Source organism: Reyranella sp. (assembly GCF_036558665.1).
Lineage (GTDB): Bacteria > Pseudomonadota > Alphaproteobacteria > Reyranellales > Reyranellaceae > Reyranella.
Genome location: NZ_DATBFE010000038.1, coordinates 19,999 through 42,356, shown reverse-complemented (window position 1 = coordinate 42,356; position 22,358 = coordinate 19,999). Strand labels below are relative to the sequence as shown.

At 65.5% G+C, this 22,358-nt stretch carries 27 protein-coding genes; 7 read left to right on the top strand and 20 right to left on the bottom strand.

All coding sequences use genetic code 11. The features are described 5' to 3' along the window. Nucleotides 1–41: 41 nt before the first annotated feature. Complete coding sequence (locus tag VH499_RS05710) at nucleotides 42–1,256, bottom strand: SMP-30/gluconolactonase/LRE family protein (RefSeq protein WP_332051732.1); 1,215 nt, start codon at nucleotides 1,254–1,256, stop codon at nucleotides 42–44. A gap of 242 nt (nucleotides 1,257–1,498) precedes the next feature. Between VH499_RS05710 and VH499_RS05705 the strand changes: the two genes are divergently transcribed. Next, a complete protein-coding gene (locus VH499_RS05705; protein ID WP_332051731.1) occupies nucleotides 1,499–2,215 on the top strand; it encodes a hypothetical protein in 717 nt (238 codons plus the stop codon). A 29-nt stretch (nucleotides 2,216–2,244) separates the two neighbouring features. Here VH499_RS05705 and hisH read toward each other — a convergent pair whose 3' ends face one another. From hisH to VH499_RS05665, 8 genes are all read right to left on the bottom strand, one after another. Further along, complete coding sequence (gene hisH, locus VH499_RS05700) at nucleotides 2,245–2,886, bottom strand: imidazole glycerol phosphate synthase subunit HisH (protein WP_332051730.1); 642 nt, start codon at nucleotides 2,884–2,886, stop codon at nucleotides 2,245–2,247. A 12-nt stretch (nucleotides 2,887–2,898) separates the two neighbouring features. Then, a complete protein-coding gene (gene hisB / locus VH499_RS05695; protein WP_332051729.1) occupies nucleotides 2,899–3,471 on the bottom strand; it encodes an imidazoleglycerol-phosphate dehydratase HisB in 573 nt (190 codons plus the stop codon). A gap of 129 nt (nucleotides 3,472–3,600) precedes the next feature. Beyond that, complete coding sequence (locus VH499_RS05690) at nucleotides 3,601–4,473, bottom strand: DMT family transporter (RefSeq protein WP_332051728.1); 873 nt, start codon at nucleotides 4,471–4,473, stop codon at nucleotides 3,601–3,603. 153 nt (nucleotides 4,474–4,626) lie between these two features. Continuing rightward, on the bottom strand, nucleotides 4,627–5,892 hold the full coding sequence (locus VH499_RS05685; protein WP_332051727.1) for an acyl-CoA dehydrogenase family protein: 1,266 nt from the start codon (nucleotides 5,890–5,892) through the stop codon (nucleotides 4,627–4,629). Nucleotides 5,893–5,905: 13 nt separating this feature from the next. After that, a complete protein-coding gene (locus VH499_RS05680; RefSeq protein ID WP_332051726.1) occupies nucleotides 5,906–6,337 on the bottom strand; it encodes a GFA family protein in 432 nt (143 codons plus the stop codon). A gap of 10 nt (nucleotides 6,338–6,347) precedes the next feature. Beyond that, nucleotides 6,348–7,601 (bottom strand): HAMP domain-containing sensor histidine kinase, encoded by a 1,254-nt coding sequence (locus tag VH499_RS05675; protein ID WP_332051725.1) that lies wholly within the window; start codon nucleotides 7,599–7,601, stop codon nucleotides 6,348–6,350. 9 nt (nucleotides 7,602–7,610) lie between these two features. Next, a complete protein-coding gene (locus VH499_RS05670; protein WP_332051724.1) occupies nucleotides 7,611–8,300 on the bottom strand; it encodes a response regulator in 690 nt (229 codons plus the stop codon). Between the two features lie 32 nt (nucleotides 8,301–8,332). Beyond that, a complete protein-coding gene (locus VH499_RS05665) occupies nucleotides 8,333–8,809 on the bottom strand; it encodes a Spy/CpxP family protein refolding chaperone (RefSeq protein WP_332051723.1) in 477 nt (158 codons plus the stop codon). 89 nt (nucleotides 8,810–8,898) lie between these two features. Between VH499_RS05665 and VH499_RS05660 the strand changes: the two genes are divergently transcribed. After that, nucleotides 8,899–9,417, top strand: coding sequence for a GNAT family N-acetyltransferase (locus VH499_RS05660; protein WP_332051722.1), 519 nt, complete (start codon nucleotides 8,899–8,901; stop codon nucleotides 9,415–9,417). Between the two features lie 13 nt (nucleotides 9,418–9,430). Here the strand turns inward: VH499_RS05660 and hisN are convergent, their stop codons facing one another. Beyond that, entirely contained in the window at nucleotides 9,431–10,210 is a 780-nt protein-coding gene (gene hisN, locus VH499_RS05655) for a histidinol-phosphatase (RefSeq protein WP_332051721.1), read from the bottom strand. 14 nt (nucleotides 10,211–10,224) lie between these two features. Further along, a complete protein-coding gene (locus VH499_RS05650; RefSeq protein WP_332051720.1) occupies nucleotides 10,225–10,803 on the bottom strand; it encodes a cytochrome c family protein in 579 nt (192 codons plus the stop codon). Between the two features lie 231 nt (nucleotides 10,804–11,034). Here VH499_RS05650 and VH499_RS05645 point away from each other — a divergent pair, with 231 nt between their 5' ends. Together VH499_RS05645 and rpe are read left to right on the top strand one after the other, a co-directional pair. Next, nucleotides 11,035–11,931: a prephenate dehydratase gene (locus VH499_RS05645; protein WP_332051719.1), complete on the top strand. Its 897-nt coding sequence runs from the start codon at nucleotides 11,035–11,037 to the stop codon at nucleotides 11,929–11,931. A gap of 8 nt (nucleotides 11,932–11,939) precedes the next feature. Beyond that, on the top strand, nucleotides 11,940–12,623 hold the full coding sequence (rpe, locus tag VH499_RS05640; protein ID WP_332051718.1) for a ribulose-phosphate 3-epimerase: 684 nt from the start codon (nucleotides 11,940–11,942) through the stop codon (nucleotides 12,621–12,623). A gap of 2 nt (nucleotides 12,624–12,625) precedes the next feature. Here rpe and VH499_RS05635 read toward each other — a convergent pair whose 3' ends face one another. From VH499_RS05635 to VH499_RS05620, 4 genes are all read right to left on the bottom strand, one after another. After that, nucleotides 12,626–13,057, bottom strand: a complete 432-nt coding sequence (locus tag VH499_RS05635) for a CBS domain-containing protein (protein WP_332051717.1) — start codon at nucleotides 13,055–13,057, stop codon at nucleotides 12,626–12,628. A 111-nt stretch (nucleotides 13,058–13,168) separates the two neighbouring features. Then, the gene (locus VH499_RS05630; protein ID WP_332051716.1) at nucleotides 13,169–14,041 is read right to left on the bottom strand and encodes a PhzF family phenazine biosynthesis protein; all 873 of its coding nucleotides are present in this window, start codon (nucleotides 14,039–14,041) and stop codon (nucleotides 13,169–13,171) included. 8 nt (nucleotides 14,042–14,049) lie between these two features. Further along, complete coding sequence (locus VH499_RS05625; protein WP_332051715.1) at nucleotides 14,050–14,688, bottom strand: hypothetical protein; 639 nt, start codon at nucleotides 14,686–14,688, stop codon at nucleotides 14,050–14,052. A 39-nt stretch (nucleotides 14,689–14,727) separates the two neighbouring features. Beyond that, nucleotides 14,728–15,615 (bottom strand): sugar phosphate isomerase/epimerase family protein, encoded by an 888-nt coding sequence (locus VH499_RS05620; RefSeq protein WP_332051714.1) that lies wholly within the window; start codon nucleotides 15,613–15,615, stop codon nucleotides 14,728–14,730. Nucleotides 15,616–15,678: 63 nt separating this feature from the next. On the opposite strand from VH499_RS05620, the gene VH499_RS05615 reads away from it, so the two are divergent. Next, entirely contained in the window at nucleotides 15,679–17,361 is a 1,683-nt protein-coding gene (locus VH499_RS05615) for a helicase HerA-like domain-containing protein (protein ID WP_332051713.1), read from the top strand. Nucleotides 17,362–17,363: 2 nt separating this feature from the next. Here the strand turns inward: VH499_RS05615 and VH499_RS05610 are convergent, their stop codons facing one another. Beyond that, on the bottom strand, nucleotides 17,364–17,717 hold the full coding sequence (locus VH499_RS05610) for a cupredoxin domain-containing protein (RefSeq protein ID WP_332051712.1): 354 nt from the start codon (nucleotides 17,715–17,717) through the stop codon (nucleotides 17,364–17,366). Between the two features lie 4 nt (nucleotides 17,718–17,721). After that, the gene (locus VH499_RS05605; protein WP_332051711.1) at nucleotides 17,722–18,594 is read right to left on the bottom strand and encodes a metallophosphoesterase family protein; all 873 of its coding nucleotides are present in this window, start codon (nucleotides 18,592–18,594) and stop codon (nucleotides 17,722–17,724) included. 107 nt (nucleotides 18,595–18,701) lie between these two features. Here VH499_RS05605 and VH499_RS05600 point away from each other — a divergent pair, with 107 nt between their 5' ends. Both VH499_RS05600 and VH499_RS05595 read left to right on the top strand, forming a co-directional pair. Further along, nucleotides 18,702–19,259, top strand: a complete 558-nt coding sequence (locus tag VH499_RS05600) for a sigma-70 family RNA polymerase sigma factor (RefSeq protein WP_332051710.1) — start codon at nucleotides 18,702–18,704, stop codon at nucleotides 19,257–19,259. Further along, on the top strand, nucleotides 19,240–20,007 hold the full coding sequence (locus VH499_RS05595) for an anti-sigma factor (RefSeq protein ID WP_332051709.1): 768 nt from the start codon (nucleotides 19,240–19,242) through the stop codon (nucleotides 20,005–20,007). Before VH499_RS05600 ends, VH499_RS05595 begins: the two co-directional genes overlap by 20 nt. A gap of 9 nt (nucleotides 20,008–20,016) precedes the next feature. Here VH499_RS05595 and leuB read toward each other — a convergent pair whose 3' ends face one another. The 3 genes from leuB to VH499_RS05580 all read right to left on the bottom strand — a co-directional run bounded on the left by leuB (nucleotide 20,017) and on the right by VH499_RS05580 (nucleotide 22,345). Next, nucleotides 20,017–21,135, bottom strand: a complete 1,119-nt coding sequence (gene leuB, locus VH499_RS05590; protein WP_332051708.1) for a 3-isopropylmalate dehydrogenase — start codon at nucleotides 21,133–21,135, stop codon at nucleotides 20,017–20,019. Between the two features lie 29 nt (nucleotides 21,136–21,164). Further along, nucleotides 21,165–21,779 (bottom strand): 3-isopropylmalate dehydratase small subunit, encoded by a 615-nt coding sequence (leuD, locus tag VH499_RS05585; protein ID WP_332051707.1) that lies wholly within the window; start codon nucleotides 21,777–21,779, stop codon nucleotides 21,165–21,167. A 71-nt stretch (nucleotides 21,780–21,850) separates the two neighbouring features. After that, nucleotides 21,851–22,345 carry an RDD family protein gene (locus tag VH499_RS05580; protein ID WP_332051706.1) on the bottom strand — a complete coding sequence of 165 codons (495 nt, stop codon included), beginning with the start codon at nucleotides 22,343–22,345 and terminating at the stop codon, nucleotides 21,851–21,853. Nucleotides 22,346–22,358 lie beyond the last annotated feature (13 nt).

Sequence of the window (22,358 nt, the reverse complement as noted above, 5' to 3'; positions counted from 1 at the left end):
GGACACCTCCCTGCATTGCGGGGAGGAATGCCTCCTGCCGTTCAACCCGGAGTGGCGCCCTGCGTGTTGACGTAGAGCGCGTAGAGCGACTGGCTCGCCACCATGAACAGCCGGTTCCGCTTGGGGCCGCCAAAGCAGATGTTGCCGCACACCTCGGGCAAGCGGATGCGGCCGATCAACTTGCCCTCGGGCGTCCACACGGTGACGCCGTTGTAGCCGACCGCGCGACCGGCATTGCTGGCGCACCAGAGGTTGCCATCGACGTCGCAGCGTATGCCGTCCGGTCCGCACTTCACGTTGTCGACCATGAAGTCGGAGAAACGCTTGCCATTGGCCGGCTTGTTGTCGGCGCCGACGTCGAACACGAAGACGTCACCCTTGCCGCCGGGACCCTTGTCGCCCGGACCCTTGCCGGTGCTCACGACATAAAGTTTTTTGTAGTCGGGAGAGAAGCAGAGGCCGTTGGGATCGGGCACCTGCTCCTCGGTGAGGACGAGCTCGATCTTGCCGGCGGGATCCACCCGATAGGTGCTGGTGGGCAGTTCACGTTTCAGCGTGCCTATACCCTGCGCCTGCCCCAGGGTGGGCTTCAGATGGCCCTGCGGATTGACCGGGCCGCCAGCCGCGTCCGGCGCACCTTCATAGAGGTTGCTGCCGTAGGGCGGATCGGTGAACCAGTAGCTGCCGTCGGGGTGAGGCACCACGTCGTTGGGCGAATTGAGATGTTTGCCGTTGTAGCTGTCGGCCAGCACCGTCACCGAGCCGTCGAGCTCGTAGCGCACCACGCGACGCGTGAGATGCTCGCAGGACAGCTGTCGGCCCTGGAAGTCGAAGCTGTTGCCGTTGCTGTTGTTGGAGGGCATGCGGAACACGCTGACATGCCCATCGTCCTCCAGCCAACGGAGTTGGCGATTGTTCGGGATGTCGCTCCAGATGAAATAGCGGCCTTGCGCGTTCCACGCCGGGCCTTCGGACCACAGCGCTCCCGTCCAGAGTCGTGTGATGGCCGCGTTCGGCTGCACCAGCGCATCGAAGGCCGGATCGACCGAGAGCACGTCGGGATCGGTAAAGTAGGTGGTCGGTGCTCCGCGCCGGCTGAAGTCGCGCGGCGGCATGGTGACGGTGCTGGGCGGCCCGGGGGGCGTGCCGGCAGGCGCCTGTGCTAGCGCGAGGCCAGGCAGGGCGGCGGCACCGACTCCGGCGGCGGCGATCAAGCCGCGACGCGAGAAGTCGCGGACATTGGCGTGTTGTGTCATGAGAGCTCCTCCCAAAGGATTATCGGGCATTCAACTCATGCACTGGTGCGCTTGTACGAAGCGAACGCTGAACAATAACGGTCCACGTTCCGCGCAAACTAGCGCGACGGTACCGGCGAAGCCTAGGGTCCGGAGAGGGCATCGACAATGAACGCTGCTGCATGGCTCGGGACACTTGCGGTGATGGATCACTTTCCTCACCAGGTTCGCCTACACTGGCCAAGCATGGGAACCGCCCTTTCATGAAAGTCTCGTTGGCCGGCCTGGCCTTGCTCATCGGCGTCCAGGTCTCGCCGGCTCTGGCGGCCGACGAGATCGTGACTTCGGTCAAGGCGGGCGACGGCACTACCGTTCGCTACGTCCTGACCAGCGTCGGCACGACACCGAGGTATGCGGTTATCCTGATGCCCGGAGGCAATGGCCACCTTGCACTGCAACTGCAGGACGGACCATTGACCGGCAAGCTGAGCGCCAATTTTCTCATCCGGTCGCGCGCGTTGTTCGCCGATCCGCAGTTCGTCGCCGCCTCGACGTCAGCGACCTCGCGGGCCGCCAGCATTCTTGCGATCAAGCAGGACATGGAGCGCCGCTTCGGGCCGCTCTCGGTCTATGTGATCGGCACGTCACGGAGCACCGAAGCCACGCAAGCGCTCGCCGAGTCTTTGGATGGCGAAGTGGCGGGGTTCGTCCATACCTCCTCGATGAACGCCATCGCCAGCCTCGATCCGCGCAAGTTCAAGAGTCGGCATCTGCTCGTTGCTCATAGCCGCGATGTCTGCAAGGTGACCAGGCCTTCGGCCGCCGAGGCGTCGCATCGCCGCTACGGCACCGACCTGATCTTGATGGACGGCGGCAAGTCCGTGGGCGACGATTGCGAGGCTTGGTCCCATCACGGCTACAACGGCATCGAGAAAGCGACCGTCGACAAGATCAAGGCCTGGATCAGGGCAGGCCCATAGCGAAGGCGGAAGAACCGAGTTTCGCTATCTCACGGCTTCCAGCGCAAGAAGTTGGCGATCAGGCGCAATCCCGTGATCTGGCTCTTTTCCGGATGGAACTGGGTGCCGACGAGATTGTCGCGGCCGACGACGGCGGTGATCGGCCCGCCATAGTCGGTGATGCCCAGCAATGTTTCCGGTTTTTCCGCCTTGAGCTGGAAGGAATGCACGAAATAGGCGTGATCATGCGCCTTCAGGCCCTCCAGCAACGGATGGACCTTGAGGTCGAGCAGCTCGTTCCACCCCATATGGGGGATCTTGAGATGGCCGGTGCCGGGCTCGATCCGCACCACGTCGCCTGCGATCCAGTCGAGTCCGGCATGCACGCCGTACTCGACGCCGCGCGTGGCCATCAACTGCATGCCAACGCAAATCCCAAGGAAGGGCTTGCCGCGTTCGATCACTTCGCGCTGCAAGGCGTCGACCATACCCGGCACGCCGTAGAGCCCTGCGCGGCAATCGGCAAAGGCACCAACGCCCGGCAGCACGATGCGGTCCGCGTCCGCCACTTCGCGCGGGCTCGCCGTCACAACAACGCAATCGTCAGCTTCCGCTTCGCGCGCGGCACGCTCGAAGGCCTTGGCGGCCGAGCGGAGATTGCCCGAGCCGTAATCGACGATGGCGACGGTCATGGGGAATGCTGCCTAAAGCATGCCCTTGGTGCTGGGCACCGCCGCCTGCTGCCGGGGATCGGTCTCGACCGCGACACGCAGCGCGCGCGCCAGTCCCTTGAAGCAGCTCTCGACGATATGGTGGTTGTTCTCGCCGTACTGGTTCCAGACATGAAGCGTTAGCCCGCCGAGTTGGGCGAAGGCCTGGAACCATTCCTTGAACAGCTCGGTGTCCATGGCGCCGAGCTTGGGCTTGGAAAAGTTCACCTTCCAGATCAGGTAGGGCCGGTTGCTGGCATCGACTGCCACTTCAGTCAGCGTTTCGTCCATGGGAATCACTGCATTGCCATAGCGACGGATGCCGGCGCGATTGCCCAAGGCCTTGGCCAGGCACTCGCCTAGAACGATGCCCGAATCCTCGGTCGTATGGTGATAGTCGATATGCAGGTCGCCCTCGGCGCGCAGCGTGATGTCGATCAGGCTGTGGCGCGAAAGCTGTTCCAGCATGTGATCGAGGAAGCCGATACCGGTCCGGATGTCGTATTTACCCGCGCCGTCGAGGTTGATGGCAGCGGAGATACGCGTTTCCTTGGTCCGACGCGTCACGGCCGCCCGTCGCCCGCCCGTGCCCGGCGTGCTGAGAGCGGCCGGCTCGGCTGTCTTCGCAGGGGCTTTGGTGACAGCCCTTTTAGTGCCCTGGCGGGCCATTGGAAGTCCTCTCGATGATGGCCCTGTTCATACAGGAACGCGGGCCGCGCGGTCGAGCGCCACGCGCGTCAGAGCGACCCCCAAGAGCACGGTCAGGCCGCCCAGGACGCGGGCTGGCGTCAGAGGATCGCCGAAAAAGGCGGCCGACAGCCCCACTCCGGCCACCGGGATCAGGTACATGTAGACCATGACCCGGCTCACCCCGAGCCGCTCGAGCCCGGCTGTCAGGCCGAGGAAGGCTACACCTACGGGGAAGATGGCGGTGTAAAGCCAGTAGCCCAGTTGGCGGTCGCTCAGCTGGGCAAATTCTCCGATCGAATCGAACAAGAGGGAGACCGGCGTCAACACGGCGGCGCCCACGAGCGTGGTCCAGGCCATGACCCGGAGCGTGCCGAGCCGCAGCGTGTAGGGGGCGCAGCGGTCGACGTAAAGTGCCCAGGCGAAAGCCGAAGCCATCCAGAGCAGGGCGCCGTCGAGGCTCGCCGTCGCGAGGGTGAGACGAACCAGGCTGTTGTTGACGACGAGGACGACGCCGGCGAAGGCGACCACGATGCCCAGCCATCCGAGGGTCGGCAGACGACGGCCCGCGAGCCGTGCCAGGATGGCGGAAAAGGCGGTCGTCGTGGTCATGACGATCGAGCCCAGGCTCGGCGCGCTGCGCGCCATGGCGAGCCCCCAGCAGGCCTGGAACAACGCGACGCCGAGGATCGAGAGCAAGAATATCGGCAGCCAGTCGCGCTGCGGCAGGCTCATTGGCTGGCGCTTCAGCGCCATCACCGCGACCAGGAACAGACCGGCAATCAGATAGCGCGAGCCGCTATAGAGCAAAGGGCTCATGGTCACGAGCACGTCCTTGGCAAAGGGATAGCTCGAGCCCATCAGGAGGGCGGTCACGAGCATGATGACGTCGCCGCCCGATTTTGTTCTCCTGGCCTCGTCATACGAGGGGATGCGCCCCGGAGGGGCAGAGGGGTCGTGAGCCGCAGACATCGGTCGCCTTTGACCCCACCGGTTTGCGGCTTCCTCCCCACTGCGTGGGGAGGAAGCATTCGTTCATCGTGCTGTCGTCGCCTTCTGTGCGCCCCAAAAGCCGAACAGCGCACCGGCGACGCGGCGGATCTGGATCTCTTCCGAACCCTCCGTGATGCGGTAGCGGCGGTGGTGACGATAGATGTGCTCGAACGGCGTATGCCGCGAATAGCCGATGCCGCCATGGACCTGGATCGCACGATCGGCCGCCTCGCACACCAGGCGATTGGCGCGGTAGTTCGACATCGCCACCCATTCGCTCACCTGCATGTGGTGCTGGCGGTCGAGGTGCCAGGCGGTCTTGCGCACCAGGCCACGGGTCATTTCGGCCTCGGTGTGCAACTCGGCCAGCGGGAACTGGATGGCCTGGTTCACGGCGAGCGGCTTGCCGAATACCTTGCGGTTCTTGGCGTAGGCTACCGACATGTCGATGCAGTATTGCGCGGCGCCGAGGCTCGAGGCGGCCTGGCGGATGCGGTTTTCGTGCACGAAGGTCTGCGCCACATCGAGGCCGCGGCCTTCCTCGCCCAGCATGGTCGAACCCGGCACCTTCACGTTGGCGAGCGAGACCTCGGCGTGGTCCGACGGCATGTTGAAGGTCCACCACATATGCTCGACCTTGAATCCGGGCGACTTGACCGGCACCAGGAAGGCCGAGATGCCGCGCGCATCGCCTTGCCGGCCCGAGGTGCGGGCGAAGACGAGATCGACGGTTGCGGTATGCATGCCGGTATTGAACCGCTTCATACCGTTGATGATCCAATCGTCACCTTGCCTGGCCGCTGTCGTCTCCATGAAGGTCGCATCGGAACCGTGGCCGGGTTCGGTCAGGCCGAAAGCGATACGTTCGCGGCCGGCGAACATGCCTTCGAGATAGCGCTCCTTCTGCTGCCTGGTGCCGAAGCGATGCAGCAACAGCGCCACCGGGAAGTTGCCCACGATTGAGCTCTCGTTCTGCAGGTCGTTGTGCAGGCCGAGCCCCTTGTGCGCCAGATGCTCGCGGATGATCGCCATGGCGAGATTGGAGCCGTCCTTGCCGCCCAGCTCCTTCGGCAATCCGAAGCGCAGATGGCCGGCCTTGTCGGCCCGGCGGCGCATTTCGGCCAGCAACTCCTCCCATTCGCGTCGCGGTTGCCCATCATTGTCCCAATCGGTGCGGGCGTGCTCACGGCGATGGTCGAAGAAGCGGACATTGTCGTTCTCGCGCTCGAGCGGTCGGATCTCGTGCTCGATGAACTCGTCGAGCTCGCGCAGGTAGGCCGCGACGTCGGCCGGAATGTCGAAATCCATGAGCCGCTCCCTGTTACTGCCTGAAATGTTGTTCGTGCTGTTCGACTAAGGGCGAAAGATCGGACCAGGTACGCCTTGAGCGCAGGAAGACGTGGCGGGTCCTGTAGCTGTCGGCGCGAATCCACGAAGGATCGTCGAAGGCGCCGGCGGGCAGCGTACGGATGCCCGGTGCCGCCTCGAGAGTAAAGCCGAGGTTGGAACCGCAGCGCCGGCAGAACTCGACGTCGAGCCAGCGGCCGGATTCGTCGGAGATGTGGCGGTAGCGGCCGATTTCGCCGCCGGCGAGCACCACCTGGCTATCCTGGAAGACGACTTCCGCGCCGAACGCCGTGCCGGTGCGGCGCTGGCACCAGGTGCAATGGCAGATCGTCACGCGTGAGGGCTCGCCGGTCGCCTTGAACCGCACCGCGCCGCAGACGCAACCGCCTTGGTGCTCCATCGCCATGGAGCGGAGGTTACGCCGCGGGCAGGTCGATGCGAAAGCGGCTGCCGCCGTCTTCTGCCGCCAAGCAAACCGCGTCGCCGCCGTGACGACGCGCGATCTCGCGGACGAGAGCGAGGCCCAGTCCGCTGCCGCGCCCGCTCTCGCGCGCCGCGGCCAGCCGATAGAAGGGTTCGAAGATGCGCTCGCGCTCGTCCGGCGGCACGCCAGGCCCATGGTCTCGCACCTCGAGCACGGCGTGCCCGGCCGTCGCGGTAACGGAAACCTCGATTGGTCCGTCGCCGGCGTATCGTCGGGCATTCTCCAGGAGATTGCGGACGAGCCGACGCAACAGCAGGCGATCACCGCTGACCATGACCGGTGTGCCCTCGGCCTCGATGTCGTAGTGAGCGGCCTCCTCTGCGGCAAGTGCCAGCAGATCGACCGGTTCGCGGCGGTCGAGGCCGGGCACGGCTTCGAGGCGGCTGGTCAGCAGGATCTGATCGATCAGCTGGTCGAGCTCGGCGACGTCGCGTTTGAGCGACTCGCGCGTCCTTGGATCGGCGGACTCGCCCAGCAGCGAAACCGCGACGCCAATACGCGCCAGCGGCGTGCGCAGCTCGTGGCTGCAATTGGCGAGCAGCAGCCGGTGAGCGGCGACCAGCCCTTCGATGCGTGCCGCCGAGCGGTTGAAGCTTTCGGCCAAGGCGCCGATTTCGTCGCGGCCTTCGACTTTGACGCGCGCGCCGAGGTCGCCGGTTCCCAGCTTCTCGACGCCGGCCTTCAGTCGCTCGATGCGCCGGCCGAGGCCGCGGACGACGGGGTAGGCGCCGACCGCGACGGCTGCCGCGACAAGCGCGAGGAAGGCGGCGATCCAGAAGGTCGGGCTGGGACGGTCACGCACCTGGCGTGCGACCAGCCAGCGGCCGTCGGGAAGCTGCAGGGTGAAGCTCGGCCCGTCGCGCCCGCGCCGCCAGCCGGGGCGGGCGCGGTGCGGGTCGAAGCGCGGTGGCGGCCGGCCTGCCACGGCGACGATCGTGCCGTCGGCCCGGTAGAGCGCCAGATCGAAGCGAAGCTTGCGATGCAACGCTTCCAGCGCCTTCTGGTCGTCGGCGGGCGGCGCGTCGGAATCGGGCAAAAGCGCTCCGGTGAGCTCGGCCGCGACGTCGAGATATTGTGGCGTGCGCGCCTCTTCCTCGGCAAAGCGCCACAACAGCGCCGCGGCGCCGACGAACACAACGAGCACCGCCACGATGGTCAGATAGAATTTGAGGTAGAGACGCTGCATGCGGGAACGCTAGCGGTCCTGGTCGCGCGCGAAGACGTAGCCGGCGCCGCGCAGGGTCAGGATGCGACGCGGTTTCCTCGGATCGTCCTCGATGGCGGCGCGGATGCGCGAGATATGGACGTCGACCGAGCGGTCGAAGGCTTCGAGCTTCTCGCCCTTCGTCAGGTCCATCAAGGCGTCGCGCGACAGGACGCGGCCGGCGCGCTCGGCGAGCGCCAGCAGAAGTGCGAACTGATAGGAGGTGAGCGATCGCTCCTCATCGTCGAGACGGATCGTGCGAGCGCCTTTGTCGATCTCGAGCCGGCCGAAACGCAGGACGTCCGCTGGCGCAGCCGTGCCCTTGCGCCTCAGGATGGCGCGCAGGCGAGCCTGCAGCTCGCGCGGCTCGAACGGCTTGGCGAGATAGTCGTCGGCGCCGATCTCGAGGCCGACGACCCGGTCCATGGGCTCGCCGCGTGCGGTCAGCATCAGGATCGGCACGTCGTTGGTGGCGCGCAGTCGGCGGCAGAGGTCGAGGCCGTCGGCGTCGGGCAACATCAGATCCAGAATGACGGCGTCGAAGCTTTCTCGCTTGAGCCAGGCCTCGCCGTCGCGCGCCGTGCCGGCGAGGGTCAAACGAAAGCCCGCCCCGCCGAGATAGTCGGATACCATCCCGGCGAGGCGCTCGTCGTCGTCGATCATCAGGATGCGCTCGGCCATACGCCCAGTATCAGGCCGTGACGCTCCTGATGTCATCCACGCTTGCCGTGGTGACGCCCGTGCTCGTGGTTGTTCCAGTTCTTGAAGAAGGCCTGGCGTTGCTGCGCCGTCAGGACGTTGCCGGCATCGGTCAGGGCCTTGGTGAAGCGCTTCGAGCTTTCGTCTGCGATCTTCATCTGCTCGCTGCGGATCGCCTCGATCCTGGATGGGTCAATGGTCGGTGCCTGCAGCGCTTCCTGCATTGCCTTGCGGTTTTCCAGGCGCTGGTCGCGCAAGGGCTTCATGTCCTTGAAGCTCGCCGACAGGATGTCGGCAATCTGCTTCTTCTGGTCGGTGGTAGCGTCGGTGCCGTTGAGCGCACGATCGACGCGCTTTTCGATGCGCTGCTGGAACTGCGCCGGGTCGAAAGCCGGGCTGCCAGGCTTGGCGTAGGCGAAGCCGCCTGCCGTCATCGCCAGGCTGCCCGCGAGAAGGGCTGCCATCATCGTCTTCATGTCGAGGTTTGCCATTGTCATCTCCATCAAGCGGGTTTCCGCGTTGTCCCGATATGGAGCAGGCCGGTTTCGCGCCCATCTCGGCTATGTAAAGTTGTGTAAAGATGACCGTGCTGAAGACAGAGCGGCTGACGCTCAGGCCCATGCATCCCGGCGATGCCCGCGCCTACGCCGCCATGCGTTATCACCCGGAGGTGGCCAAATGGCTGTTGCCCGCTCCGGCCGATCCGCTTGACGCCGCGCAGGCCGCGATCGAGCGCTATGCCCGGTCCTGGCGGGATCGCGGGTACGGACCATGGGCGATGTTTCGCGATGGCCGGCTGATCGGTCACGCCGGTCTCAATTTCGTGTCGGAGTTCGGCGAAACGGAAGTGTTGTGGTCCTTGCATCCCGATGCCCAGGGGCAAGGTCTGGCCACCGAAGCGGGTCGGGCCGCGCTCGATTTCGGCTTCCGGACGGTGGGCCTGGATTTGATCTTCGCCGTGACCAAGCCGGACAATCGCGCCTCGAGAGCGGTGATGGCGCGGCTTGGCCTCGCCTATCGCAAGGATGTCGTCTATCGCGATATCGAATCGGTCTGGTTCGACATCGATCGTCCGGCCTGGCTGCGATCGTCTTGCTGAGGAGGGCGGAATTTCAAGGGGCGAGGATCCGCGAGGCTGCGTGATGGATGGCCGGATCGCCCGCGGCCAGCACCGAGCCGTCCGAGGTCATATCGAGGTCCCGGCCATGCCAGTCGGTGATCAGCCCGCCGGCGCCCTTGATCACCGGAACGAGCGCGGCGAAGTCGTAAAGCTTCAGCGAGTTCTCGACCACGAGATCGACGTGCCCGGCGGCCAGCAGGCCGTAGGCATAGCAATCGCCGCCCCACCGGAAGAGCTTCACCTGCCTGGCGAGTGCGGCATGACGGCCTTCGATCTCGCCCGAGAACATGATCGGCGCCGTCGAATACATGTAGGCGCGATCGAGGGTTTCGCACGCGCGCACGCGAATCGGCTTGCCGTTCAAGGTCGAGGCCTGCCCGGTCGTGCCCAGCCAGCGCTCGCCGAGGATCGGCTGGTCGATCACGCCCAGCACCGGCTTGCCCCGGTGCAAGAGTGCGATCAGCGTGCCGAAGATCGGCAAGCCGGTGATGAAGGCCTTGGTGCCGTCGATCGGGTCGAGCACCCAGACGTATTCGGCATCGGTGCGCTGCGCGCCATGCTCCTCGCCGAAGATGCCGTGATCGGGAACGGATCGTTCGAGCAGGTGACGCATCGCGGCTTCGGCATCGCGATCGGCAACGGTGACGGGACTATGGTCGCTCTTGTCGTCGATGACGACGGGCGTGCGGAAATGGCGAGCCACGATCGGACGCGCCGCGTCGGCGAGACGATGGGCCAGACTGACCAGCTCGGCGGGAACCGACCCGGTCATCGGCATTCTTCAGCCTACTTCTTCTCGGGCTGGCCCTGCGGCTCCGGCTTGCCCTCGGGCTTGGCCTCGGGCAGTGGCGGCGGATTGTCGTTCATCGTCCGCAGATAGGCGATCACATCGGCGCGCTCCTGCTCCTTCGGCAGGCCGGCGAACGCCATCTTCGTGCCCTTGATGAAGGCGCTGGGCTTAAGGAGCCAGTGATTGAGGTCCTCATAGGTCCACTCGCCGCCCTTGGCTTCCATGCCTGAGGAATAGCTGAAGCCCGGATGACTGCCCTTCTTGCGCCCGACGATGTCCCACAGATTCGGACCGACCTTGTTGGCGCCGCCCTTGTCGTCGGTATGACAGGCAGTGCAGATCTTCTGGTAGAGCTGCTTGCCGTGATCGACGTTGGCTTTGGCGAGCATGGGAGCGATCGGCGGCACTTCTGCCGGCGCTGCAGGGGCGGCGGCTTCCGGCGCCGCTTCGCTGACTGCGATGGCCGGCTTCTCGAGGTGGTGCGGTTCCACCAGAGCGTTCGACACCTTGCCGACCACCATCGCAAAAAGCGCCGATGCGAGGAAGCAGCCGGCCGCCGTATTGAAATTGACCATTCTCGATCTCGCCCGCGCAAATTCTTCGGAGGTTGCTGTAGCACGCCCCGAGCGGCGCCAGTAGTATCTGATCGCCTCGGGTCCCTCGCGCGGCGGAACGTCGCAAGTGCCCGATTTAACACGGTTTTTTGGCGTGAGACGCGAGTTGACCGAGGCCGATCCGGCGGGCGAAACAGCCGACGGCGAACGATCGGCGCAAGGCCTGACACGAAGGACGGGGAGAAATGGAAGATGGCCAAGGCGCGCACCGGCAAAAACAGGGCCGGCAACACGATCGCATTCCAGGGTGAGGCCGGCGCCAATTCGGACATGGCCTGCCGGGCCGCCTTTCCCTACATGCTGACGCTGCCCTGCCCGACCTTCGAGGCTGCCATGGCTGCCGTCCAGGCCGGCAAGGCCGAGCTCGCGATGATCCCCGTCGAGAACTCGATCGCCGGACGCGTCGCGGATCTGCACAGCCTCCTGCCGCATACCCGGCTCAAGATTGTCGCCGAGCACTTCCAGCGGGTCGAGCACTGCCTGGTCGCGCTGCCGGGCGCTTCGCTCGGCACGGTCAAGATCGTGAAGAGCCACGTCCAGGCCCTGTCGCAATGCCGCAACTTCCTCAGGAAGCATCGCATACAGCCCGTGGTCCATGCCGACACGGCCGGTGCCGCGCGCGAAGTGGCCGAGCTCGGCGACATTCAGGTGGCCGCCATCGCTTCGTCGTTGGCGGCACGGATCTACGGGCTGAAGGTGTTGGCGCGCAACATCGAGGACGCCGACCACAACACCACGCGCATGCTGGTCTTCAGTCGCGAGGCGGGACGACCGGACGGGCGCATCGTGGCCTGCATGACCGCCTTCCTGTTTCGCGTCAAAAGCGTGCCGGCTGCGCTCTACAAGGCGCTGGGTGGCTTCGCGACCAACAGTGTGAACATCGTGAAGCTGGAGAGCTATCTGTCCGGGCCACATTTCGAACAGGCGCAGTTCTATGCCGAGGTCGAAGGTCACCCCGAACAGCGGGGCCTCAGGCTCGCCCTCGAGGAGCTCGGCTTTTTCTCAGAGGAGCTGAAGATGCTCGGCACCTTTCCGGCCAATCCGTTCAGGCGCAAGGGCTGGGACGCGCCGACGCGTCCCGGGACCTGAGGCCTGCCATGCCGCAACAGGCCGTGCGCATTGCGCCCTCGATTCTGTCGGCCGACTTCGCGGCCCTCGGCCGGGAGGTGCAAGCGCTGACCAAGGCCGGCGCCGACTGGATCCATGTCGACGTGATGGACGGTCACTTCGTGCCCAATCTCACCATTGGCCCCATGGTGGTGAAGGCCTTGCGCAGACATAGCGCCCTGCCGTTCGACATTCATCTCATGATCACACCCGTCGATCCTCTCGTCCCGGCCTATGCCGAGGCAGGCGCCGACGTGATCTCCTTCCACCCCGAAGCCGGCCCACACGTGCACCGGACGATCCAACTCATCAAGAGCCTCGGGAAGAAGGCGGGCGCCGTACTCAATCCAGCGACGCCGATCGCCGCCATCGAGCCTGTCCTCGGCGATCTTGATCTGGTGCTGGTCATGAGCGTCAATCCAGGCTTCGGCGGGCAAGCCTTCATCGAGAGCCAGCTGGCGAAGATCGCGAGCCTGCGCAAGGCGATCGACACGCTCGGCAGGCCGATCGATCTCGAGGTCGACGGCGGCGTCAATTTGGACACAGCGGATCGCTGCCTTCAGGCCGGAGCCGACGTTCTCGTCGCCGGGACCGCAGTCTTCCACGGCGGCCCGGACGAGTACGCCGCGAACATCAAGGCGCTGCGCGGTCCGATGCGCCACACGCGGCCATAGTCTCAGATCCGAGTATGCGCGCCGCCCGGCTGGCTGATGTCACCCAGGGCACTCCCTGCCGCGCCGCTGCCATGGAGCGTCGCCACATCGCCCAGCGACAGGATGCCGACCAGCTCCTTGTCGCGGTTGACGACCGGCAGACGGCGCACCTGGAGTTCGCCCATGTTGTGGGCGACATGCTCGATGTCCTCGTCGTCGAAGCAGTACATCACCTCGCCGCTCATCACATCGCGTACCAGAGTCTCTGGACCTTTGCCGCCGGCCACTGCACGCAGCGCGATGTCACGGTCGGTGATCATGCCGACCAGCCGATCCCTGTCGCCGACCGGAAGCGCGCCCGAGTCGACCTGCAGCATCAGTTGGGCAGCCTGCTGGATGGTGTGGTTGGGCAGGACGATCTGCACGGGGGTGCTCATTGCTTCGCAAACTTGCATGGGGACCTCCTGGACCTTTCTGGCGCCGATCCCTCACAGAATGATTCGTCCCCAATCACAGTTGCGCGCCGCGGCAAGACAGTACGGTTGCGAACGCCACGAGCGGCGGGGCTAAAGCGGGATCTCGCCTCTCAGAACCGGTACGCAGTTGCCGCCGACGCTTGTCCGTATGCCGTCGGCAGTACGTCTTGCCCTGGCGAACAGACGGCTCGGCCGCCCCATCTCGACTCCCTGGGTGATGTCATAGCGTCCCTCCTCATCAGCCGTTAGCGAAAGCAGGAGTGCCGCCAGCGGCGTTGCCGCGCTTCCGGTTGCGGCATCCTCGATCGTGCCGGAAAGCGGCGAGAACATCCGCGCCCGCAGACCGTCGCGACCATGGGCATAGAGGTAGAGCGGCAGTCGGTTGGCGCCGGCCGCGGTATAGACCGCGGCGGCCGAGCGGAGCCTTGCCGTATCGGGTGTCGCCCTTGCCAGGGCCGTCGCCGCGACCTCGGCGAGGACGAAGGAATTGCCGACCGAGGCGAGCACCGGGCGATGCGCGGTAACGATGATGTCTTTCGCTTCCAATCCGACACATCCGGCAAGCAGCTCGACGGGCATTTCCGGCCCCAGCGACAGCGGCAGTGGCGCCGCGATGGTCACCAGCCTCCGCTCGACGCGGACCTCGACGAGGCCCGCGATCTCCTCGAAGCGCAAGAGCCCGTCCTTGGCGCGACCGAGCTCGGCCAGCACCCAGCCTGTGCCGACATTGGGATGTCCGGCGAACGGCATCTCGGCCGTGCGATTGAAGATGCGCACGCGCGCCGTATTCTTCGGGTCCTCCGCCGGCAACACGAACGTCGTCTCGCTAAGATTGAATTCGGCCGCCAGCGCCTGCATCTCCTGGTCGCTCAAGCCTTGCGCGTCGGGAAAGACCGCGAGCGGATTGCCGCCGAAGCGGCGATCCGTGAACACGTCGACGGTGACGAAGGAGAAGCGCCGCATCGTCCGGCCTATACCGACCAACTTCCGTCCTCCCGGCGAAGTTCGTTGTAGTAGTCGATCCAACGTGCGGCTCCGTGGTCCCCTGGCTGACCCCGTCGTCTCAACTGCGCCGCTACGTTCGCTCTCCGGCTCTTCTCCCCGGGACCCGGCGGACCGATCTTGAACTTCGCCTGCATTGCGACGATCTCGAGCCTGACGAATGCGAGCTGCCGAAGCCGTGCACCGTAGATCTCGCCGTCGGTGATCGTGCCGTGGCGCGCGCCCGGCTCATAGACGCTGAGCAGCCTCGTGAGAGCAGCGGCGACGGCGGCCGGGTCCGTGTCGTATTTGGCCATGCAATCGAAGCTCACGGCGCGAAACACCGTTGAGCCCCGGCCACCGTCATCCGGATCGACCCATTCGCTCGGATAGATCCCAAGATAGTCGGAAACCATGAACGTGACACGGGGATTGTGACAGAGGGCCTGAAACGTGGGGTCGAGCTGGACGCAGTGCATCTCGATCGACTGGCCGTCCTTGATGAACGGCAGAAGCGACAGGCGCGGAAATCCGCCTTCCATGAACGCGGCCAAGGTTCCTTGCTTTTGGCTCGCCACGAATTCGTCGGCCAGCGCCCGAGGGACGCGATGATTGGGAGCATCCTTCATCTCCATGCCTCCGGCGATTCAGGCAACAGGCCGTCCCGGCTAAACGACCTCGGCGCCGATCTCGCCGGCGATGCGCCGCAGCGCGCTCACCGAACGGGCTGTCGCGTTGCGCGGATCGTGGGGACAGTGGGTTTCGATGCTGGCAATGACCTCGCTGGCTTCGACGCCGGCCAGCAGCCGCTCCAGCTCCTTCGTCCAGGGGATGTCGCCGTCGCCCAGGGGGACCGTCCGCCTGGCGTCGAGGTCGCAGTCCTTGAGATGGATCATGTCGACCATCGGCGCCAGGTAGGCGATATCCGCCTCGGCCGGCGGTGCTCCCATCGCATAGCTATTGCCGATATCGACCAGGGGTTGAAGGCCCAGTGGCTCGGCCCGCCGACTTTGCTGGTCCACCGATTCGGGGAGCGCCGCGAAGAAGCGGGCCAGTTCGGCAATCGAACCCAGGTTGCATACCGGCTCGTTCTCGATCTCCACGATCGCATCGTGGGCGGCGGCGATATCCATCAAGCGGTAGACCGTGTGGTGAAGATCGCGCGGCGTGAAACCGGGATAGCGCAAATGGCTGAAGATCCTGACGCGCGATGCGCCGAGCACCGTTGCGACATCGAACGCATGAGTCAGCACGTCGTCCTGAGGGCACTGCGCCGGGTCGAAGGCGAAATCGACCGGCCCGCCCGGCGGGTCCTTGTCTGGCGCGGGCCACTTCAGCAGCGGAGAGACGACCGCCGGCACCTTGATGCCGGCCGAGGCCAGCTTCTCGCCGATGGCCGCCACCTCTTCGAGCGTCATGGCAAGAAGGTTGCGGCCATCGACCGTGCGCATGTCGAGGCGGCCGACGCCATGCTCGGCACAGAACGAGATCATCTCCGGAAGAGAAGGGCCGATTTCATCGCCGATCACGGCGAGGGCAAGACGAGGAAGAGCCATGTCGCGACCCTACTATGAGCCGAACGGTTTGGCTAAGATCGTCGAGAAGGCAAAGGAGTGGGCATGAGCGACGATGCGGAGATCTTCGTAGGCGCGAGCGACTCGGACCAGTATCTCCTCCTGAAGTACGGCAATCGCCACGGCCTCGTCGCCGGCGCCACCGGCACCGGCAAGACCGTCACGCTGCAGACTCTGGCAGAAGGCTTCTCCGCCTTCGGCGTGCCGGTCTTCATGGCAGACGTGAAGGGCGATCTGTCGGGCATCAGCCAGCCGGGCGGCGACAATCCGAAGGCGGTCGAGCGGGCGAAGCTCCTCAAGATCGAGGGCTACAAGGGCCGCAGCTTCCCGACCATCTACTGGGATCTGTTCGGCGACAAGGGTCATCCGGTGCGCACGACGGTGAGCGAGATCGGGCCGGTGCTGATGGCGCGGCTGCTTCAGCTCAACGACACGCAGGAAGGCGTGCTCAACATCGTCTTCAAGGTCGCCGACGAGCAAGGCCTGTTGCTGCTCGATTTCAAGGACCTGCAGGCAGTGCTCCAGTGGACGGCGGAGAATGCCGGGACGCTCACCACCAAATATGGAAATGTCTCCAAGCAGACGATCGGCACTATCCAGCGTGCGTTGCTCACTCTGCAGCAGCAGGGTGGCGAGCGCTTCTTCGGCGAGCCGGCCCTCGACCTCAAGGACATGATCCGGCGCGACGCATCCGGAGCGGGCTACCTCAATGTCCTGGCGGCGGACAAGCTGATGCAAAGCCCCCGCCTCTACAGCACCTTCCTGCTCTGGCTCCTGTCCGAGCTGTTCCAGGTCATGCCCGAGGTGGGCGATCCCGACCGACCGAAGTTCGTGTTCTTTTTCGATGAGGCGCATCTTCTGTTTGATGACGCACCCAAGGCGCTGCTCGACAAGATCGAGCAGGTGGTGCGGTTGATCCGGTCGAAGGGCGTGGGCGTCTATTTCGTGACCCAAAGCCCGCTCGATATTCCCGAATCGGTGCTGGGCCAGCTCAGCAACCGCGTTCAGCATGCATTGCGGGCCTTCACGCCCAGGGACCAGAAGGCGGTGAAGACCGCGGCGGACACTTTCCGCCCCAACAAGAAATTCTCCGCCGCCGATGCCATCGTGGAACTGGGCGTCGGCGAGGCGCTGGTCTCGTTCCTGGACGGCAAGGGCGTGCCGACGCCGGTGGAGCGCTGCTTCATCGCGCCACCCCAAGGCCGGATCGGACCCGCCACCGATGCCGAACGGGCGGCCGTCGTCAAGGCGAGCCCGCTTGCGGGAAAATACGAGCGTACGGTCGATCGGGATTCGGCCTATGAGGTTCTGACCGGCCGCGCGACCGGAGGCCAGGTGCGGCACGATGACGGCGCCGCCACGTCGAACGGCGGCCAGCGTCGCCGCGGCCAATACGGCTCCGTGCCATCGTCGGTAGACGTCCCGCCCGCAGCGCCCACGCCAACCGCCGGTCCTTGGGGTGGTTCGCCGGAGGCAGGCCCGGCCGATGCGCCCAGGCCGCAGCCGCGCCTGCGCGAGGCCCAGCCGCCGGCGCCCCCACCCCAGGCAAGAGCGCCGGCCCGCCGCAGCGATACGCTCGGGGAGGCGATCGCCAAGTCGGCGGCCCGCACCGTGACCAACGTTGCGGTGCGTGAGGTGACGAGAGCAGTGCTGGGCGGCGGCCGCGGCAGCAGCGGGGGGTTGCTGGGCGGCCTCGTGCGCGGCGTGCTGGGCGGGCTGGTGAAGTAGCGTCAGGTCTCGACGATGAGGGTGCCCGACATTTCCTCGTGACCGTCGCCACAGAACACGTCGCAGAAGTAGGCGAAGGTCCCGGCCTTGGCCGGCGTGATGGTGACGCGCGTTTCGAGGCCGGGGACGATGTCGGTCCGCACCCCGAAGTCGGGCATCTTGAAGCCATGAACGCGGTCGATCGAGGTCAGCACGAGAGTCACGGGCTGCCCGGCCTTCACCTTGATCGTGTCGGGCGTGAAATCGAACTTCATGGCCATGATTTCGACTTCGTTCGGGGTCGCGGCCGCGAGGCGCGCGACTCCGCCCGCCGCGCTGCCGGCGATCAGCAGCGCGATGAGATACCTGCGTCTCATTGTTCTATGCCCTGGTGACCGGCAGCTCGACGAAGGTTGCGCTCTTCGCCATCGTGATGTCGCGGGTGCCCATCCCCTTCTGCGAGGCATCGTAAGGCGGCGGCGGCGGGCGGCGGGGCTGCGGGCCGGGCGTCGCCTGCGGGAAGATCAGCGACTTCGCGGCATGATGGGCGATGTGGCCCGTCATGTGGTGATGCTCCTGGTGGATATGGCCGTAGAACACCACGACGTTCTGATAGGGCATCAGGAGGTCGATCGCCTTGGCGCCGTCGGCCGTCGTCCAATCCCACGAGGGTTGGAGATCGAACAGCGGGCGGTGAGTCATGACGACGATCCGGTCGTCGGGCTTGCGCTGCTTGAGATCGGCCGCCAGCCAGGCGAGCTGGTCGTCGCCGAGCTTGGCGCCCGGGTCGGAGACGTTGTCGAGGGCGATGAAGTGCACGCCCTTGTGGTCGAAGGTGTAGTGCGTGTCGCCAAAGAATTCCTTGTAGGCCTCGCCCTTGTCGAGCGCGGCGTCGTGCTCGCCCGCCATGAAGCGGATATCCTTGACGTTGAGGCCGCCGACGATCTCGCGCATGCGCTTCATGCGGGCACGCCGCTCCTTCGGATCTTCCGTGGTGTGAGTGAGATCGCCGGTGAAGACGATGAAGTCGGGCTGCTTGGCGAGGCCGTTCACGGTCTCGATGGCCTTCTCCAGCGTATGTTCGGCGTCCGGATTGGCCGGTCCCTTGTAGCCCCAATGGGTGTCCGAGAACTGCACGAAATGGAAGTCGGCGGCTTGCGCCGAGGCGTCCCGGCCGGGGAACAGCCCGGCGGTGAACGTGACGCCCGCCACTCCGGCGAGCTTCAGGAAATCGCGGCGATCGGCTTGCAACATGGTGCCCTCCGGCGTGGTTGACTGGGGGCGATACCGGGCGGCCCCCGGGTTTATTCCTCGATCGGCGTGACGGAATAAGTTCGACGGTCGGCCGGTATTGCTGTCCTATGGACGGCATGTCGGAGGCGCTGGAACCCGATCGCGATGCGGTCGAGCGGTTCAGGACGGTGATGCTGCCGCATCTCGACGCGGCTTACGGTTTCGCACGCTGGCTGACGCGCGATCCCGTGCAGGCGCAGGACGTCGCACAGGAAGCGATGCTGCGGGCCCTGCGCTATTTCCACGCCTTTCGCGGCGGGGAAGCGCGGCCGTGGCTGCTGCGGATTGTTCGCAACACCTGGCACGATGCGCGGCTGCGCCGCGGCGCCGACCAGCCGCTCGAGGCAGCGGACGAGAAAGCGGCCGACGGACCCGATCCGGAACAGTCGGCAATGGCCGGCGACCGCCGCCGCCATCTCGCCGCCGTGCTGGCGGCACTGCCGGCGGAATCGCGTGAGATCCTCGTCCTGCGCGAGGTCGAGGACCTCACCTACAAGGAGATCGCGGCCGTGCTCGACCTGCCGATCGGGACCGTGATGTCGCGACTGGCCCGCGCAAGGGAACGTCTGGCGTGCGACCTCAAGCGCCGCCTGGGAAGGAGAGATCATGGACTGCGCGACCTGTGAGGCGATGGTCGACGTCTATCTCGACGGCGAGATGGCCGCGGCCGATTGCGTCGAGTTCGAGCGCGCCCTGGAAAGTTGCCCGGAGTGCCGTAAGCGTCTGGACGAGGCGCGTGCCCTGAGCGCGATGCTGCGCGAGCTGCCAGCGGAGCCGGCACCGGATCTGCTGCGCGCGCGCATCGAACGCGAGCTGCGTGCCATCGCCGGTAGATCGCGACCAGCGGTCGTCATGCCGCGTGCCTCGCTGCGATGGACGGCGATGGCTGCGGGCCTCGTCGTGGCCGTGAGCATCGGCTGGCTCGGCGGGTCGCTCTCGACCCAGGGCAGCCGCGATGCCGACGAGCTGGTCGCGGGCTATCTGCGGGTCGCCTCGAGCGAGCATCCGGTCGATGTCGTCTCGTCGGATCGCCATACGGTGAAGCCGTGGTTCGCCGGCAAGATCGACTATTCGCCCCCGGTGCACGACCTCACGACCGAAGGCTTCCCGCTTCTGGGCGGCCGGATCGACATCTTCGACGGCCGCAAGGTGGCGGTCCTTGTCTACCGCCACAACCAGCACAAGGTGGCATTGACGCTGTGGCCCGCGGGATCGGGCAATGGTGTGCCGGCCGACATCGCTCAACGCGACGGCTTCGTGCTGGCGCAGTGGCGCCGGGACGGGTTCGAGTTCCGCGCCGTATCGGACATCGAGCCGGCGGAGATGACGGCCTTTGTCAAAGCCGTCGACGGCGCCGGGGGGCCGGATCGGTAGCGCTGACGATCAGGTCAGCCGGTCAAGTTCCTTGACGACCGCGTCGCCCATCTCTTGCGTGCCGACCTTCTTCACACCCTCGGTCCTGCCGACCATCAGGTCACCGGTGCGATAGCCCGCGGCCAGCACGTTCTCGACCGCTTTCTCGACGAGATCGGCTTCGCGGCCGAGGTCGAAGGAGTAGCGCAGCATCATCGCGTAGGAGAGCGTTTCGGCGATCGGATTGGCGAGTCCCTTGCCGGCGATGTCGGGCGCGCTGCCATGGATCGGCTCGTAGAGCGCCTTGCGCCGGCCAGTCGCATCAGGCGCGCCGAGCGAGGCCGAGGGCAGCAGGCCGAGCGACCCCGTCAGCATCGAGGCTTCATCCGAGAGAATGTCGCCGAACAGATTGTCGGTGACGATGACGTCGAACTGGCCGGGCGCGCGCAGGAGCTGCATGGCGAGCGCGTCGGCATACATGTGGCTGAGCTGCACGTCCGAATAGTTTGCCTTGTGCAGCTTCGTTGCCTCCTCGCGCCACAGCACGCCGGTGTGCATGACGTTGGCCTTCTCGGACGAGCAGACCTTGTTGCGCCGCTTGCGCGCCAGCTCGAAGGCGACGGCGCAGACGCGGCGGATCTCGCTCGACTTGTAGCGCTGCGTGTCGACCGCCTCGAACTCGCCATTCGGCAGCGTGGTGCGCCCGCGCGGCTCGCCGAAATAGACGCCGCCGGTGAGCTCGCGGATGATCAGAATGTCGAGGCCCTTGACGATTTCCGGCTTGAGCGAGCTTGCATCGACCAGCGCGTCGAACACCTTGGCCGGACGCAGGTTGGCGAAGAGGTCCATCTCCTTGCGCAGGCGCAGGAGCCCGCGCTCGGGTTTCTTGTCGAACTCGACGTTGTCCCATTTCGGCCCGCCGACCGAGCCGAACAGGACGGCGTCGGCATCGAGGGCCGCCTTCATGGCGTCGTCGGACAGCGGCACGCCGTATTTGTCGAGTGCCGCGCCACCCACCACATCTTCCTTGATGTCGAAGCCGACCGCGCGCTTCTTGCCCATCCAGGCGATGATCTTGCGAACTTCGTTCATGACTTCGGGGCCGATGCCGTCGCCGGGCAGCACCAGCAGGGTGCGGTTTGACGCCATTGTCTTCTTCTCTCGAACCAGAGCGGCCATCAGGCCGCGGGGTGCAGCCAGGGCTGGGCTTCCTTCTGCCTGGCCTCGAAGTCGTCGATCTCCGACTTCTTCTCCATGGTGAGGCCGATATCGTCGAGCCCGTTCAGCAGGCAGTGCTTGCGGAAGGGATCGATGTCGAAATGGACGGTGCCGCCGTCCGGGCCCCTGATCTCCTGCTTCTCGAGATCGATCTCGATGATGGCGTTTGAGCCGCGGCTCGCATCGTCCATCAGCTTGGCGATCACGTCCTTCGGCACCTTGATTGGCAGGATGCCGTTCTTGAAGCAGTTGTTGTAGAAGATGTCGGCGAAACCCTCGGAGATGATGCAGCGGATGCCGAAATCGAGCAGTGCCCACGGCGCATGCTCGCGGCTCGAACCACAACCGAAGTTGGGACCGGCGACGATGATCCTGGCGTTCTGGTAGGCCGGCTGGTCGAGGATGAAGTCCTTCTTCTGTCCGTCGGGCGTGAAGCGCATCTCGTAGAACAGGCCGTCCTTCAGGCCCGTGCGCTTGATGGTCTTCAGAAAATTCTTCGGGATGATCATATCGGTGTCGATATTGACCATCGGCAGCGGTGCGGCGACGCCGCGTAGCGTCGTGAACTTTTCCATGGATTCCCTCGCGAAACGCCGGAATTAACGGGCTTTCGCGGGCCCCGTCAAGTTCTCCTCCGAAAGCCGATTCAGCGGTTCTTGATCACCAGCGTGCCGGCAATCATGTCGTGCAATCCGCGCTTCCTGTCGGTGAAGGCCACCATCAGGTAGCCGATCATCAGGATGATGGTGGAGACGAACTTCGCAAAGAAGCGTCCGGTGGCTCTGGCGAAGGAGATCCGGTTGCCCTGTTCGTCGACCACCCGCAAACCCAGTGCCATCTTGCCGACGGTGGCGCCACGTGGAGAGCTTTCCATGAACGCGAAGTAAAGCCACGTTATGACGAGCGCGATGACCTGGAGGCGTCCCACATGCGCCATGGTTTCCGCCGAGTCCAACTTGCTCGGATCAACCGGAATCACGCTGACGCCCACGATCGCGCCAATGATTCCGAAAGCGATGTTCAGCAAGATGGCGTCGATAATGTAGGCCACGACGCGGACCCAGAAGCCGCCATAGGCGACGTTTGCGGGGCCGGCAGGTTGAGCGTTCCACACGGGCTGTGGTGGCGGCACGGTAGTCATCGACTTCCTCTCC